The organism is Roseateles sp. L2-2 (assembly GCF_050613215.1).
In the GTDB taxonomy this organism is placed as follows: domain Bacteria; phylum Pseudomonadota; class Gammaproteobacteria; order Burkholderiales; family Burkholderiaceae_C; genus Roseateles; species Roseateles noduli.
The window spans coordinates 4,754,000-4,767,895 of the sequence record NZ_CP192509.1 but is presented as its reverse complement, the minus strand read 5'-3'; the positions used below and the strand labels follow the sequence as shown (position 1 = coordinate 4,767,895).

At 69.3% G+C, this 13,896-nt stretch carries 13 protein-coding genes; 12 read left to right on the top strand and 1 reads right to left on the bottom strand.

Going from position 1 to position 13,896, the window contains the following annotated elements; all coding sequences use genetic code 11:
- Positions 1–161: 161 nt before the first annotated feature.
- The 9 genes from ACQZ13_RS21200 to ACQZ13_RS21160 all read left to right on the top strand — a co-directional run bounded on the left by ACQZ13_RS21200 (position 162) and on the right by ACQZ13_RS21160 (position 8,803).
- Positions 162–719 carry a hypothetical protein gene (locus ACQZ13_RS21200; RefSeq protein WP_431047872.1) on the top strand — a complete coding sequence of 186 codons (558 nt, stop codon included), beginning with the start codon at positions 162–164 and terminating at the stop codon, positions 717–719.
- Positions 716–1,378: a response regulator gene (locus tag ACQZ13_RS21195; RefSeq protein WP_431047870.1), complete on the top strand. Its 663-nt coding sequence runs from the start codon at positions 716–718 to the stop codon at positions 1,376–1,378. Before ACQZ13_RS21200 ends, ACQZ13_RS21195 begins: the two co-directional genes overlap by 4 nt.
- Positions 1,375–2,778 (top strand): ATP-binding protein, encoded by a 1,404-nt coding sequence (locus tag ACQZ13_RS21190; protein ID WP_431047868.1) that lies wholly within the window; start codon positions 1,375–1,377, stop codon positions 2,776–2,778. Before ACQZ13_RS21195 ends, ACQZ13_RS21190 begins: the two co-directional genes overlap by 4 nt.
- Before the next feature lie 36 nt (positions 2,779–2,814).
- Positions 2,815–3,894, top strand: a complete 1,080-nt coding sequence (locus ACQZ13_RS21185; protein WP_431047866.1) for a glycosyltransferase family 2 protein — start codon at positions 2,815–2,817, stop codon at positions 3,892–3,894.
- A complete protein-coding gene (locus ACQZ13_RS21180) occupies positions 3,891–5,489 on the top strand; it encodes an ArnT family glycosyltransferase (RefSeq protein WP_431047864.1) in 1,599 nt (532 codons plus the stop codon). The genes ACQZ13_RS21185 and ACQZ13_RS21180 overlap by 4 nt, the downstream gene beginning before the upstream one ends.
- 9 nt (positions 5,490–5,498) lie before the next feature.
- Entirely contained in the window at positions 5,499–6,335 is an 837-nt protein-coding gene (locus ACQZ13_RS21175; protein ID WP_431047862.1) for a ChbG/HpnK family deacetylase, read from the top strand.
- Between the two features lie 28 nt (positions 6,336–6,363).
- A complete protein-coding gene (locus ACQZ13_RS21170) occupies positions 6,364–7,137 on the top strand; it encodes a COG4280 domain-containing protein (protein ID WP_431047860.1) in 774 nt (257 codons plus the stop codon).
- Positions 7,134–7,346, top strand: coding sequence for a hypothetical protein (locus ACQZ13_RS21165; protein ID WP_431047858.1), 213 nt, complete (start codon positions 7,134–7,136; stop codon positions 7,344–7,346). Before ACQZ13_RS21170 ends, ACQZ13_RS21165 begins: the two co-directional genes overlap by 4 nt.
- A gap of 83 nt (positions 7,347–7,429) precedes the next feature.
- Positions 7,430–8,803, top strand: coding sequence for a sensor histidine kinase (locus ACQZ13_RS21160; protein WP_431047856.1), 1,374 nt, complete (start codon positions 7,430–7,432; stop codon positions 8,801–8,803).
- A gap of 62 nt (positions 8,804–8,865) precedes the next feature.
- Here the strand turns inward: ACQZ13_RS21160 and ACQZ13_RS21155 are convergent, their stop codons facing one another.
- Entirely contained in the window at positions 8,866–9,447 is a 582-nt protein-coding gene (locus ACQZ13_RS21155) for a hypothetical protein (protein ID WP_431047854.1), read from the bottom strand.
- Positions 9,448–9,653: 206 nt separating this feature from the next.
- On the opposite strand from ACQZ13_RS21155, the gene ACQZ13_RS21150 reads away from it, so the two are divergent.
- The 3 genes from ACQZ13_RS21150 to ACQZ13_RS21140 all read left to right on the top strand — a co-directional run bounded on the left by ACQZ13_RS21150 (position 9,654) and on the right by ACQZ13_RS21140 (position 13,896).
- The gene (locus tag ACQZ13_RS21150; protein WP_431047852.1) at positions 9,654–10,166 is read left to right on the top strand and encodes a sigma-70 family RNA polymerase sigma factor; all 513 of its coding nucleotides are present in this window, start codon (positions 9,654–9,656) and stop codon (positions 10,164–10,166) included.
- Positions 10,167–10,197: 31 nt separating this feature from the next.
- A complete protein-coding gene (locus ACQZ13_RS21145) occupies positions 10,198–11,175 on the top strand; it encodes a FecR domain-containing protein (RefSeq protein ID WP_431047850.1) in 978 nt (325 codons plus the stop codon).
- Positions 11,176–11,334: 159 nt separating this feature from the next.
- Positions 11,335–13,896: a TonB-dependent siderophore receptor gene (locus ACQZ13_RS21140; RefSeq protein ID WP_431047848.1), complete on the top strand. Its 2,562-nt coding sequence runs from the start codon at positions 11,335–11,337 to the stop codon at positions 13,894–13,896.

Sequence of the window (13,896 nt, the reverse complement as noted above, 5' to 3'; positions counted from 1 at the left end):
GTGGAAAGGGCTGCGCAGGAGCGCGGCTGCAAAGGTCGCAAATGATAACAATTTGCATTGGCGCTGTACGAGTGCCGCGTCGGCGCTCGCCAAGCCGGCCAAAAAACAACGCAGTTAAGGCGTAGTTAAGCGGGGCCGTCCGAGCATCGACGGCTCAGCCCATGCTCAACCACCACCTCTTCTCGCTCATCAATGCACCGCCCGGACTGACGCCGGCTCAGCTGTTCCTGCCCATGACGCTGGCGCGCTGGAGCGTGCATGGCGCGGCCCTGGTGCTGGTCGTGGGCTGGCTGGTCGCGGAGCGCGAAGTCAAGGCGGAGTTGGTGCGCTTCGCGATGTGCGCGACGATCGCGCTGCTGTTCGCCTGCGCGGCGGCACTGGCGGTGCAGACGCTCGATCTGCACGCCGCCGACCGGGAGGTGATCGCGGGCACGCGTTACCTGGCGCGGGGATGGCTGCCCGATGTGCCGTCACGCTCCGTGGCGATGCTCTGGGCCGCGGCGTTCACCGCCTTCGGGCACGGGCGCCTGTCCGTGGCCGGTCCTTTCCTGCTGACGCTGGGTCTGGTCGTAGGATGGTCCCGCATCTACCTGGGCGCGAGCCTGCCCGGCGACGTGCTGGCAGCCCTGCCGGTGGCGGCTGCGGCGGCCGCCGTCACGTGGTGGGCGCGGGCGCCCATCTACCGGCTGGCGCTGCGTCTGGAAGGGACACACGCATGAGACTGCTGCTCATCGAAGACGACGACATGATCGGCCGTGCCGTCCGGCAGGGCCTGGCGTCCGCGGGATTCGCGGTGGACTGGGTGCAGGACGCGCGCGCGGCGCAGCTGTCCCTGTCCACGGGCGTGTACGACCTGGCCATCCTGGACTTGGGCCTGCCGCGCGGCGACGGGATGGAGCTGCTGAAGGACCTGCGCAAGGCCGGCGATTCGATGCCGGTGCTGATCGCGTCGGCGCGCGACACCGTCAAGGACCGCATCGCCGGGCTGGAGGCCGGCGCGGACGACTACGTCCTCAAGCCCTTCGACCTGGACGAACTGGTCGCGCGCGTGCGGGCGCTGATGCGCCGCCATGCGGGCAGCGGCAGTCCGGTGATGCGGCACGGCGATCTGATGCTGGATCCCGTGCGCAAGGAGGTCACCCTCGCCGAGAAGGCGGTGGACCTCTCGGCGCGCGAGTTCGCCGTGCTGGAGGCCCTGATGCAGAAACCCGGCGCCGTTCTCTCGCGCGAGCGGCTGGAGGAAGCGGTGTACGGGTGGGGGCAGGAAGTGGCCAGCAATTCCATCGAGGTCCACCTGCACAACCTGCGCAAGAAGCTGGGCAGCGAGACCATCAAGAACGTGCGCGGCGTCGGCTACCGGATCGGCAACGCGCCATGATGCGGTCGATCGAGCGCGAGCTGCTCGCGTGGATCGTCGGCACCCTGCTGCTGGGATCGGCGCTGGTGGCGATGACGACCTACGTCGTTACGCTCGACGAGATGAACGAGGTCTTCGACAACGACCTCAGGAACGTCGCCGTCGGCGTGGCGACCTATCACCGCAGCAACGCGCCGCACGAGCAGGCCCACGCGCCGGTGCTGATCCCGCGCGACGACGAGCCGCAGGACAGCGAGATCGCCACCTTCGCCTGGGATGCATCGGGGACCTTGATCTACTCGTCGGATCCGCGCGTCCCGATCCGCTACGTCGCGAAGGAAGGGCTGTCGCACCCGCGCATTGGCAACGAGGACTGGATCGTCTACACGGCCGTCCATGACCGCGGCATCGTGCAGGCCGCGCAGCGGCGCGCGTCGCGCCGCGAGATGGCCGGCGAATCGGCGGCCAAGATCCTGCCCTTCCTGCTCGCGATGGCGGTGGTCGTGGCGGGCCTGCTGATCTACGGGCTGCGCCGCGGGCTGCGGCCGCTCGATGCGGCGGCGCGGGACGTGGCCGGCCGCAGCGCGCGCTCACTCGAAGCGATCGATACCTCCGCGGTGCCCGCCGAGCTGCTGCCGATGGTGCGCGCCATCAACAGCCTGATGGCCAAGCTCGACCAGTCCTTCAGCGCGCAGCGCACCTTCCTCGCAGATGCGGCCCATGAGTTGCGCACGCCGATCGCCGCGCTGCGCCTGCAGCTCACGCTGCTGGAGCGCAGCGCCGACGAGCTGGAACGCTCCGCGGCGACGGCGTCGCTCAAGCTGGGCGTCATGCGGGCGCAGCGTCTGATCGGACAACTGCTCGCGGTCGCGCGCACGGACCCGGCGGGCAGCCTCGACCCGCTGCAGCGCGTCGATCTGGACGACCTGGTCCGCACGGTACTGGAGCCGTTCGCGTCGGCGGCCGAGGCGGCCGGCATCGATCTGGGCGCCGAGCTCCAAGGTCCCGCGCCGGTGCTCGGCGACACCGGGCAGCTGGCGATGCTGCTCGACAACCTGATCGAGAACGCCTTGCGTCACACGCCTGCGGGCGGCGTGGTCGATGTCGGAACGGCCATGGACGACGGTCGACCCGTCCTGTTCGTTCGCGACTCGGGGCCGGGCATTCCCGCTGCGGACAGAGAGCGCGTGTTCGGGCGTTTCGTCCGTCGCGACGTCAACGGCAACGGCAACGGCGGCGGCGGCGGCGATGTCGGCAGCGGCCTGGGCCTGACGATCGTGAAGGCGATCGCGGAACGTCACGGGGCGACGGTTCGGTTGATGGATCGTGCGCAGGGGCCTGGACTGGAAGTGCGTGTTCGTTTTCCGGTCGCAGCACCCGCATCCGGAGCGAACGCCGCCGCGTTGCGTCAGGATTCTTAAGGACGCGATAAGCGACGCTTTTTGATACTGACGGACATGTCTGATGTTCGTCCCCTCGCGTCCCGCTGGTCCGACGCCCGACCGGCTGCCGTGCCCAAGAGGGCGGCGTCGCCGGCCTTGCCTGCGACCGCCGTCGCATTGCACGATCCCGGCGCTCCGCTGCGGGACCACCGCCCCCGCGTGTCCTGCGTGGTGCCTTGCTACAACGAGGCCACCAACCTGCGGGAGCTGCTGCCGCGTCTGTCCTCGGTGCTGGGGCAGTGCAGCGACGACTGGGAGGTCATCCTGGTCGACGACGGCAGCGCCGACGACACTGTCCAGCTGCTGCGCCAATGGGCTTCCCGCCCGGGCTTCGTGGCCCTGCAGCTGTCGCGCAACTTCGGCAAGGAAGCGGCGCTGACGGCGGGGATCGCACGCGCCAGCGGTGACGTCGTGGTGATGCTCGACGCGGACCAGCAGCACGACCCGCGACTGATTCCCCAGTTCGTCATGCATTGGCGTCACGGTGCCGACATGGTCTACGCCGTGCGCATGACGCGCGACGACGAGCCCTGGCACAAGCGCCTCGGCACCCGCCTGTTCTACGGCCTGCTCAACCGTTCGGGGCGCTTCGAGGTGCCTGCGGGCGCGGGGGATTTCCGCCTCATGGACCGTTCCGTCGTGGACGCCCTGATGGCCATGCCAGAGCGCAACCGCTTCATGAAGGGCCTGTACGCGTGGGTCGGCTATCAGACCGTGGCCGTGCCCTATCAGCCCGAGGCCCGCGCGCACGGCAGGACCCATTTCAATCCGCTGCGTCTGGCGCACCTCGCGCTGGACGGGCTCACGTCCTTCACGACCTGGCCCCTGCGCGCGGCGAGCGCGCTGGGCGTGCTGCTCGCGCTCGCGGCCTTCATGTACGGCACCTACCTCACGCTCGTGTATTTCCTCTACGGGCACACGGTGAGCGGATGGACCACGATCGTCGTGGGGCTGATGTTCTTCTCCGGCCTGCAGCTGCTCTTCCTCGGCGTGGTCGGCGAGTACGTCGGCCGCATCTTCGAAGAGGTCAAGGGCCGACCGCTCTACGTCATCAAGAACGCTTGGGGAACCGGGCTCTCCAACGCCAGAAAATGAATCGTCCTGAGTCCTTGCTCTCCCCGGGTGCCTCGATCGCTTCGGGTCGCCCTGTCTCCTCGCTCCGTCGCGACGGGCTGATCGCCTTCGCCCTGAGCTTCGTCTGGCTCTGGATCACGGCCTGGGCCCGTCCGCTGTCCCTGCCCGACGAGGGGCGCTACGTCGGCGTCGCGTGGGAAGGCCTGCAGCACGGCGACTGGCTGGTGCCGACGCTCAACGGACTGCCGTTCTTCCACAAGCCGCCGCTGTTCTACTGGATCACGGAAGCCTCGCTCGCGATCTTCGGTCCCGGCGTGTGGGCCGCGCGCGCGGCGCCGCTGATCGGCGGGCTGATCGGGGCGATGAGCCTGTTCCTGCTGCTGAGGCGGTGGATGACGCCCGCGCATGCCTGGGCCGCGCTGCTGACGCTGCTGGCGATGCCGCTGTACTTCGTCGGCTCGCAGTTCGCCAACCTCGACATGCTGGTCGCCGGGCTGATCACCGCCACGATCGCTGCGGGCGCGGATGCCGCGCTGCGCGCGAACGCGGGCCTGCCGCATCGACGCATGCTGGCGGCGGCGTATGCGCTCGCCGGACTTGGCATCCTCGCCAAGGGGCTGATCGGCATCGTGCTGCCGGGCGCGGTGCTGCTGCTCTGGCTCGGCCTCTCGGCGCAGTGGCGCACGATCCGTACGCTGCTGTGGATCCCGGGCATCGCGCTGATGCTGCTGGTCTGCGCGCCGTGGTTCGTCGCCATGCAGCTGCGCTTCCCCGGTTTCCTGCACTACTTCTTCGTCGTCCAGCACGTGCAGCGCTTCGCCGGCGGTGGCTTCAACAACGTGCAGCCGCTGTGGTTCTATCCGGTGGTGCTGTTCGCGGCGACGCTGCCGGCGCTGCCTTGGCTCGTCAAGGGCTGGAAGGGCGAGCTGTGGCGGCCCGCGCAGGGGCCGCAGGGACTGCACTGGCTGCTGCTGGTCTGGTTCGCGGTGATCCTGCTGTTCTTCTCGATCCCGCAGTCCAAGCTGGTGGGCTACATCCTGCCGACCCTGCCGCCGCTGGCCGGACTCATCGCCGTGGCCTGGCACCGCGTGGTGACGATCGCTCCCCGCTGGACGCGTTGGGGCCATGCCTCGATCGCCGTCGGCGCGTTCATCGGCATCGCGGCCGTGGCGGCCTACAGCCTGGGCGCGGGCAAGTCGAACCGGTTGCTGGCCAAGGAACTGGCGGCGCTGCGTCAGCCGCATGACGGCGTCGTCATGCTGGAACGCTTCGAGTACGACGTGCCTTTCTATGCACGTCTGCGGGATCCGATGGTGGTGGTGGAGAACTGGGACGACGCCGACCTGATGGCGCGCGACAGCTGGCGCAAGGAGCTGTGGGACACCCGCGCCTTCGCCGACCGCGGACGCGACACGTCCGCGTTCCAGACCTGGGACTCGATCAAGACCCTGGCCTGCGACAGGAAGGTGGTGTGGGCCATCGGCGACATCGAGCTGGCCAAGGCGCATCCCTGGCTCGAGAAGGCGGACCTCATCGGCACCGAGAAGCACACGGCGCTCTGGCGGCTGCGCGCCGCGGCGCTGGACTGCGGCGCCAGTGGCGCCAGAGGCGGCTGAGGCGGCGGCATGAACGGACTGCGCTCCATCTGCCTGTGCATCGACGACTTCGGCCTGCACGAGGGCGTCAACGAGGCGGCGCTGGCCTTGCGCAAGGACGGGCGCGTGCATGCGCTGTCGTGCATGGTCGGCGCGCCGGCATGGACCTCGGGCGCCGCCGCGCTGAGGCGCGACACGGGCGGGCCGACCGACCTGGGCCTGCACCTGGACCTGACCCAGTACCCGCTGACGCTGCCGCCGGAGTCCTGGTCCTCGCTCTGGATGCGGGGAACGCTGGATCGTCTGTCGCCGGCCGACCTGCGCGACGAGATCGATGCGCAGCTCGACCTGTTCGAACAGAACATCGGACGTCGCCCCGATTTCATCGACGGCCACCAGCATGTGCATCAGTTCCCCCAGGTCCGCGACGCGCTGGTCGACGTGCTGCTGCGGCGGTATCCGTATCAGAAGCCGTGGCTGCGGTCGACACGGTCCGCGAGCTGGCAGCTCAAGCCGATGGTGATCAGCCGCCTGGGCAATCGTGCGCTGACGGCGGAGGCGGATGTGCTGGCGTTCGCGCACAACCGGCGCCTGCTCGGCGTCTACGACTTCACCGGCGGACCGGAACGCTACGAGTCCCTGCTGAGCCGCTGGCTGCACCTGGCCCGGCAGGGCGATCTGCTCATGTGCCATCCGAGCACGCAGCGGGTCCCCGGCGATGCCATCGCGCAGGCGCGCCTGGACGAGTTCCAGGTCTTGTCCGACAAGCGCTTCGACTGGCATGTCCGCTCGAACTTCGTGCGGCTGGAGGCGATGTCGCGCATCCTCGATGACGAGCGGTTCGCCGGTGCGCGACGCGCGATGTGAACCAGCGGCCCGCACCGGGAAATCCACGATGACGCTTTTGTCCACCGCCTGGCCCGCCGTCGGCGCGGCGTTCGCCGCCTCGCTCGTCGAAGTGGTCGAAGCCTTCACCATCGTGCTGGCCGTCGGCAGCACCCGCGGCTGGCGCGCCGCCTGGATCGGCACGCTGGCCGCGCTGGCGCTGCTGGCCGCGACCGTCGCGCTCGTCGGACCGGCGCTGCTGCGCGTGCCCATCCATCTGCTGCAGTTGATCGTCGGCGTCCTGCTGCTGCTGTTCGGATTGGGCTGGTTACGCAAGGCGATCCTGCGATCGGGCGGCGTCCTGGCGTTGCGGGATGAAAGCGCGCTCTACGAGAAAGCGACACGCGAGCTCGGCAGCGACGGGGATCGCGACGGGGCCGGCGGCTCCTCCGCGAGCGCCCGCGACTGGATCGGCGTCATCACGGTGTTCAAGGCCGTGCTGCTCGAAGGCATGGAAGTGGCCTTCACCGTGCTGGCCATCGGCGCGGGGCACGACCTGATCCTCGAGGCCTCGCTGGGCGCGGCCGCGGCGTGCGTGCTCGTCCTCGCCATCGGCATGATCCTGCGCCAGCCGCTCGCGCGGGTGCCGGAGAACGGCCTCAAGTTCGGCGTCGGCATCCTGCTCACGGCCTTCGGCGTGTTCTGGACCGGCGAAGGGCTGGGTCTGACCTGGCCGGGCGCGGAGCTGGCCTTGCTCGCCCTGGTCGCCCTGTTCGCCGTCATCGGCCTGAGCACCGCGCGCCTGCTGCGTGCGCGCGGCGCGGACACCGGGAGATTCGCATGAGCCTGCTGCTGGAAGTCATCCAGGAACTCTTCGGCATGTTCTGGGCCGACGCCGGCCTGTGCCTGGGCGCGCTGGGCGTGGTGCTCGGCGTCGGCGCGGCGCTGCGGCTGGGATGGCTCGATGCGCCGTGGGCGCTCGCGGCGCTGGTCGTGGGCATCGTCCTGACCCTGCTCCTGAATGTCTGGGCTGCTGCGTCGAGACGGCGTTGAAGGTTTTCCTGTGAGCACGCACTCGCGAGGCGGGGCGCGAGGCTGCTATCTTCCCCGGCAGGACCATGACAACGACAAGACCCATGTCCGAGCCCGCGACGCGCGTGCCCTCCATCGCCGGACGACTCGGTCGGCAGGTGCTGCTCATCTCCCTGTGCTGGGCGTTCCTGGCCGGCGTGCTGGTGTGGGCGGTCGTCCAGGAAGAGGTCGACGAACTGCTGGACGAGACAATGCAGGCGTCGTCGCAGGTGCTGGGGCAGTTGCTGCGCGATCGGCCGCCGGAGGGCGGCGCGGCGGCCGATGAGGACGACCTGTCGACGCACTTCTCCTGGCAACTGGTACGCGGCGACGGGAGCTTGCTGTTCCGTTCCCCGTTGGCGCCTTCGTCGCCGTGGCAATTGCCGGTCGGATTCAGCGACTGGAACGGCGACGCCGCCTCGTCGCCGCCGCATGCCGCGTTGGGGGAACGGAGCGAACACGGCGCCCATGACGGCGACTGGCGCGTGCTGGTGCGCCCCTTCAAGACGAGCTACATCGACGGCTGGCTGATCGTGGCGCAGACCAGCGCCGAGCGGCGCGAAGTGCGCGACCGGGTCGGCATGGCGAGCGCGCTGTCGGCGCTGCTGGTCGGCGGGTTCTGCATGGTCTGGCTGAACCGGCGAGCGAGGCGGGAACTCGAACCGCTGTCGGACATGACGCGCGCGCTGGCGCAGTACGACCCGCTGGACAGCCGGCAGTCGCTGCCCGAGCAGCACAGGCAGGAGCTCGCCGCGATCCGCGCCGCCGTGCTTGACCTGGGATACCGGTTGGCGCAGCGAGTGGCGAATGAGCGGGCCTTCAGCGCGCATGCGGCGCATGCGCTGCGCACGCCGCTGGCGGGCATGGAGGCGCAGTTGGCCGTGGCGCTGCGCGAGGCGCCCGAAGGCCAGCGCGCGCGACTGCAGCGCACGCGGGAGGCGACCGATCGGCTGCGTCGCGTCGTCACGGCGCTGCTGACGCTGTTCCGCACGGGGATGAGCCTGCAGTGGCAGCCCTTGGATGTGACCGAGCTGCTGGACCATCTGCCGTTGCCCGACGGACTGGTCCTGGATCTCCCGGACGACGGGCGGGTTCAGGCCGACCCGGATCTGCTGGCCGCGGCGTTGATCAATCTGCTCGACAACGCCTGCCGGCATCGCGCGACCCGCGTGACGCTGCGGATCCGGCCGAGCGAAGACGGTGGATGTGAGCTGGCGCTGGAGGACGACGGGGAGGGCGTCGCCGCGGACAAGCGCGACGCGCTGAACGCCGCCCTGGCCGCGCAGCAGTACGAAGGGCGCATGGGGCTGGGGCTCATGATGGCGCATCTCGTGGCGCGGGCGCATGGCGGCGATCTAATGCTGCTTCGGACCAAGCGGGGATTTGCCGTCTCGATGCGGTTGGGGCCGCCGCCGGCGGGCAATGAGGCTATCGTCTGATCTGAGACTGCGGGAGATGATCCGCCGCGGCGCATATCGCCAGGTGAAACGAGGTCTGAGGGCTACGCAAACACGAGCGATTCGAGAATGGCTTGCACAGCTTCACGGTCAGAGGGCACCACAAGCACAGGCACTGTCGCCACTCCCTTCGCACGGGCGACTGCCAACCGGTGATTTCCTCCTGGAAGCGTAATCTGCCCTGAGAATGACTTCACGAGCGGAGGCGTGATCTGCATCCCTTCCGACCATCTGACGACGAGCTTGGCGGCCTTGCGATCATTGCCGACGCCCCATACTTCAGCGGCTGTCCGATACGAGTGTGGCGTCAACTTGGCGTCCAGATCCGCGAGGTTGACGTGTGCAACGAGCAAGCCCGTCGGATGTGACTGAGCGAACTCACTGGAACTTACACCGTCATACACGTGGTGTTGCGACTCCAGCCTGAGGTCCCAGGCAAGATCAAAGTCTGGCCATTCACCTACGGGCAAACCGATTAGCGGAGTGGCCAGATCCCAAACCCTCTGATTGTCAGCAGCCGTCTTCGGGCTCAATCCAATAGCGTCCTCCAGCATGGCATCTCTCTCAGCTTGTGAAAGCTCTGCATAGCCCGCAAGGAAGGCGCGGATAGATTCTTCAGAGGTCATACATGTTGAATATGCCGTTGGGGCCGGCATTAGATCGGACTCGTTGACGTTGCGGCTTACCCTCCCGCTCACCAATCGCCCTGGACCTTTCCCGCACATTTGCCGTTGATAATGGTTCGCATTTATCATCTGCGACTTCGCGTGCCTGAACGCGTTCCGCGGCGAACGGTCGCCGCGATCGAACCTTCCGCCTCCCGTCCCGGTCCATGTCCGCTACGTCCGCGCCGTCCGTGTCGTTGCAGCTGGTGGGCTCGCTGTATGTCGAGCATCACAGCTGGTTGCAGTCCCTGTTGCGCAAGCAGCTGGGCTGCGCCGTCGACGCCGCCGACCTGGCGCAGGACACCTTCGAGCGTCTGCTGACCCGCCGGGAACCCGGCAAGTGGCGCGAGCCCCGCGCCTTCCTCACGACCATCGCGCGCGGCCTCGTCGTCGATCTGTACCGACGCCGCGACCTGGAGCGCGCGCTGCTCGAAGCGATGGCCGCACGACCCGACGCCTGGGCGATGAGCCCCGAGGACCGCACCGTCCTGCTCGAAACGCTGCAGGCGATCGACGACATGCTGGACGGCCTGGCCCGCCCGGTGCGCGAGGCCTTCCTGCTGTCGCAGCTCGACGGCCTGACCTACCGCGAGATCGCCCAGTCGCTCGGCGTCAGCGAACGCACCATCGCGACCTACATGGCGACCGCGATGTCCCGTTGCATCGAGCTCGCCTCGTGACGCCGCCTTCGTGCGCGCGAGGCGCTCCCCCGTGAGCGAGTCGGACGCACGCACCCGCGCCGTCGAGTGGTTCGTGCTGCTCGCCTCCGGCAACGCGACGCCGCAGGACCGGCGCGACTGGGCCGCGTGGCATGCGGCCGACCCCGCACATCAGAGGGAATGGGACCGCGTCGAACGCGTGCAGCGGATGATGTCCGGCGTTCCCGCGGACCTGGCCTCGTCGGCGCTGCGTCGCCCCGCGCCGCGGCGTCGACAACTGCTGAAGTCGGCCGCGATCGCCGGCACGGCGGGCGTGCTGGGCTACGGCCTCTGGCGGGAAACCGGAGGCGACTTCGGCTCCGCCTGGTTCGCCGATCACCGCACCGCCACCGGCGAGCAGCATCGGCTGGCCCTCGACGACGGCAGCGTCGTCGTGATGAACACCGCGACCGCGCTGGATGTCCGATTCGATCGGCAGTGGCGTGCGTTGCGCCTGCATGAGGGCGAGGTGTTCATCGAGACCGCGCACGCCCTGGGCGTGGACGTCGGCGCCCGCGGCGCGCGCGATCCGCGGCCGCTCATCGTGGAGACGCGCTTCGGCCGCGTGCGCGCGCTCGGCACGCGCTTCCTGCTGCGCATCGAGGACCGCCGCCTGAACGTCGCCGTCATGGACAGCGCCGTGGAGGTCCGCAGCACGCAGGGCGCCGTGCGGCGGCTCGACGCGGGGCAGCAGGTCGACGTCGACGACGTGAGCATCGGTCGCGTCGAGCTCATCGCCGCCGACATCTCGGCCTGGACCGGCGGCAGCCTCATCGTCGACAACGCGCGGCTGGCCGACGTGATCGCCGAGCTCGACCGCTATCGCCGCGGCCGCCTCGGCTGCGATCCCCGCGTGTCGGAGCTGCGCGTGTCCGGCGCGTTCCCTGTCCTCGACGTCGATCGCGCGCTCGCCGCACTGGAAGCGACGCTGCCGGTCCGCGTGGATCGCGCGAACGCGTACTGGGCGACTGTGCGTCCGCGCGGCGCATAGCGATCACGGCGCGCTCGACGCGCTCGGCATGTGCGGCGCGCATAGCGCACACCGCTACGTCCGTGCGCTTCATGTTTTTCCGGCTCGTCCGGCAACAGGGAAGAGAGCTTCGAGAACCTGTCGAAACCGCTCCGCACCTTCCCTGGAAAGACCGACTCCATGACGTCCCGTTCGACCCATCGTCCGCTGCCCATGTCCGCGCTCCGCGCTCACCGTCCCACGCCTGTCGGGCTGGCGGTGTCCTTGCTGCTGTGCGCAGGCGCTGCGATGCCGCTGACCGTGACCGCGCAGACCGCGTCGTCGGCGACACCCGCCGCGACCGCGACCGCGACCGCCGGCGAGCGCGACTACAGGATCGAACCCGGCGCGCTGTCGACCACGCTAGGCCGCTTCGCCGCCGCCAGCGGCGTGACGCTGGCCTTCGACCCGGCGCTGACGAAGGACATCGCCTCGCGCGGCCTGCAAGGGCGCCACACGGTCGGCACCGGCTTCGCCGCGCTGCTGAGCGGCACCGGCCTGCAAGCCGTGGCGAACGCGCAAGGCGTCTACACGCTGCGCAAGGACGCGGCGTCGATCAGCGCCACCGACGTGACAGCCACGGTCACGGCGGGCGCCGCGCCCGAAGCCGACATCACGCTCCCGCAGGTGCGTGTCGTCGCGCGCGCCGCGCCGGCGCCCGAAGAGGCCGACCGCCGCTACCAGCCGACCCCCGACGCCTCGACCTTGCGCACGACCGACTCGATGCTGGACATCCCGCAGGTGGTCAACGTCGTCTCCGCGCAGGTGATCCGCGACCAGCGTCCGCGCTACCTCGACGACGCGCTCTACAACGTCAGCGGCATCACGCAGGGCAACACGCTCGCGAGCACGCAGGACACCATCATGAAGCGCGGCTTCGGCGGCAACCGCGACGGCTCGGTGATGCACAACGGCATGCCGCTGGTGCAGGGCCGCGGCATGAACGCCGCCGCCGAGAGCGTCGAGGTGCTCAAGGGCCCGTCCTCGCTGCTGTACGGGATCATGGACCCGGGCGGCGTGATCAACGTCGTCAGCAAGAAGCCGCGCCTGAACGCCCGCACCAGCGTGTCCATCGTGGGTTCCGGCTACGCGGGCGGCCGCACCGGCGTCGGCGGGACGCTCGACACCACCGGTCCGATCGGCAGCGTCGATCCCGCCGACAAGACCGGCCTGGCCTACCGCCTCGTCGTCGACCAGGTCAACGAGGACTACTGGCGCAACTTCGGCACCCACCGCGAGACCCTGATCGCGCCCTCGATCGCCTGGTACGGACGCGACACGCAGGCGGTGCTCTGGTACGAGTACCGCAACTACCTGACGCCTTTCGACCGCGGCACCGCGCTCGATCCCGCCACTAAGCAGCCGCTGCCGATCCCGAAGACGCGACGGCTGGACGAGCCCTTCAACCAGATGGACGGCGAGACGCATCTGGCGCAGCTCTCGGTGGACCACAAGCTGGTCGGCGGCTGGGCGGCGCACGTCAACGCGAGCTACAACCGCGAGACCTACGACGCCAACCAGCTGCGCGTGAACGGCGTGAACACGAAGACGGGCACGCTCACGCGCAGCAACGACGGCACCCAGGGCGCGCTCAGCACCGACAGCTACGGCACCGCCTATGTCGACGGCAAGTTCACGACCGGCGGCGTCACGCACGACGTGCAGCTCGGTGCGGACGCCGAGTACCGGCTGATCTACCGCCGCGACCTGCTGCGCCAGGCGACGAAGACGACCTTCAGCTACCTCGACCCCGTCTACGGCACCGAGCAGCCGTCGCAGACCGTCTCCGCCAGCGACAGCGACCAGACCGACAAGCTGCACAACCAGTCGGTGTTCCTGCAGGACGCGCTGCGCCTGGGCGAGCGCTGGACCGTCGTCGGCGGCCTTCGCTACCAGCACTGGACGCAGGAGGCCGGCCGCGGCCGCCCGTTCAAGGCCAACACCGCCACCAGCGGCGACAAGTGGCTGCCGCGCGTCGGGTTGATCTACAACCTGACCGACTCGGTCTCGCTGTACAGCAACTACTCGACCTCGCTGAAGCCGCAGTCGACGATCGCGCCGCTGTCGTCGGGCGTGGTGATCGACTCGTCGGTGAATCCGGAAGAGGGCAAGTCCTGGGAGGCCGGCGTGAAGCTGGACCTGCCGGGCCGCGTCACCAGCACGCTCGCCGTGTACGAGATCAGGAAGCGCAACGTGCTGGTCTCTCAGTTCAACGACGTCACCAAGCTCACCGACTGGCGCACCAACGGTGCGGCGCGCTCGCGCGGCGTCGAATTCGACATCGCCGGCGAGTTCGCCCGCCACTGGCAGGGCATCGCCGCGCTGGCCTACACGGACGCGAAGACGACCGAGGATCCGCAGTTCGCCGGCCTGTGGCTGTGGAACGTGGCGCGGGCAACCGGCTCGCTGTCGGTGGTCCACGACTTCGGGCAGATCGGCCCCGGCACGCTGCGGCTGGGCGGCGGCGTGCGCTACATCGGCCGTCGCCCCGGCGATTCCGCCAACAGCTTCGTGCTGCCGGCCTACAGCGTCGCGGACGCGTTCGCGACCTACGAGATGAAGGCCGGCGGCCGTCCGCTGAAGCTGCAGCTCAACGTCAAGAACCTGTTCGACCGCACCTACTACTCGTCCAGCGTCAACACCTACTTCGTGTCCGTCGGCGACGCGCGTCAGGTGTTGCTGTCGGCGTCGATGGAGTTCTGA

What these genes read in the sequence shown, in the direction of transcription:
- ACQZ13_RS21200 (WP_431047872.1), top strand. Translation starts at nt 162, where the DNA reads ATGCTCAACCACCACCTCTTCTCGCTCATCAATGCACCGCCCGGACTG.
- ACQZ13_RS21160 (WP_431047856.1), top strand. Translation starts at nt 7,430, where the DNA reads ATGTCCGAGCCCGCGACGCGCGTGCCCTCCATCGCCGGACGACTCGGT.
- ACQZ13_RS21175 (WP_431047862.1), top strand. Translation starts at nt 5,499, where the DNA reads ATGAACGGACTGCGCTCCATCTGCCTGTGCATCGACGACTTCGGCCTG.
- ACQZ13_RS21185 (WP_431047866.1), top strand. Translation starts at nt 2,815, where the DNA reads ATGTCTGATGTTCGTCCCCTCGCGTCCCGCTGGTCCGACGCCCGACCG.
- ACQZ13_RS21195 (WP_431047870.1), top strand. Translation starts at nt 716, where the DNA reads ATGAGACTGCTGCTCATCGAAGACGACGACATGATCGGCCGTGCCGTC.
- ACQZ13_RS21150 (WP_431047852.1), top strand. Translation starts at nt 9,654, where the DNA reads ATGTCCGCTACGTCCGCGCCGTCCGTGTCGTTGCAGCTGGTGGGCTCG.
- ACQZ13_RS21155 (WP_431047854.1), bottom strand. Translation starts at nt 9,447, where the DNA reads ATGACCTCTGAAGAATCTATCCGCGCCTTCCTTGCGGGCTATGCAGAG.
- ACQZ13_RS21165 (WP_431047858.1), top strand. Translation starts at nt 7,134, where the DNA reads ATGAGCCTGCTGCTGGAAGTCATCCAGGAACTCTTCGGCATGTTCTGG.
- ACQZ13_RS21140 (WP_431047848.1), top strand. Translation starts at nt 11,335, where the DNA reads ATGACGTCCCGTTCGACCCATCGTCCGCTGCCCATGTCCGCGCTCCGC.
- ACQZ13_RS21180 (WP_431047864.1), top strand. Translation starts at nt 3,891, where the DNA reads ATGAATCGTCCTGAGTCCTTGCTCTCCCCGGGTGCCTCGATCGCTTCG.
- ACQZ13_RS21170 (WP_431047860.1), top strand. Translation starts at nt 6,364, where the DNA reads ATGACGCTTTTGTCCACCGCCTGGCCCGCCGTCGGCGCGGCGTTCGCC.
- ACQZ13_RS21190 (WP_431047868.1), top strand. Translation starts at nt 1,375, where the DNA reads ATGATGCGGTCGATCGAGCGCGAGCTGCTCGCGTGGATCGTCGGCACC.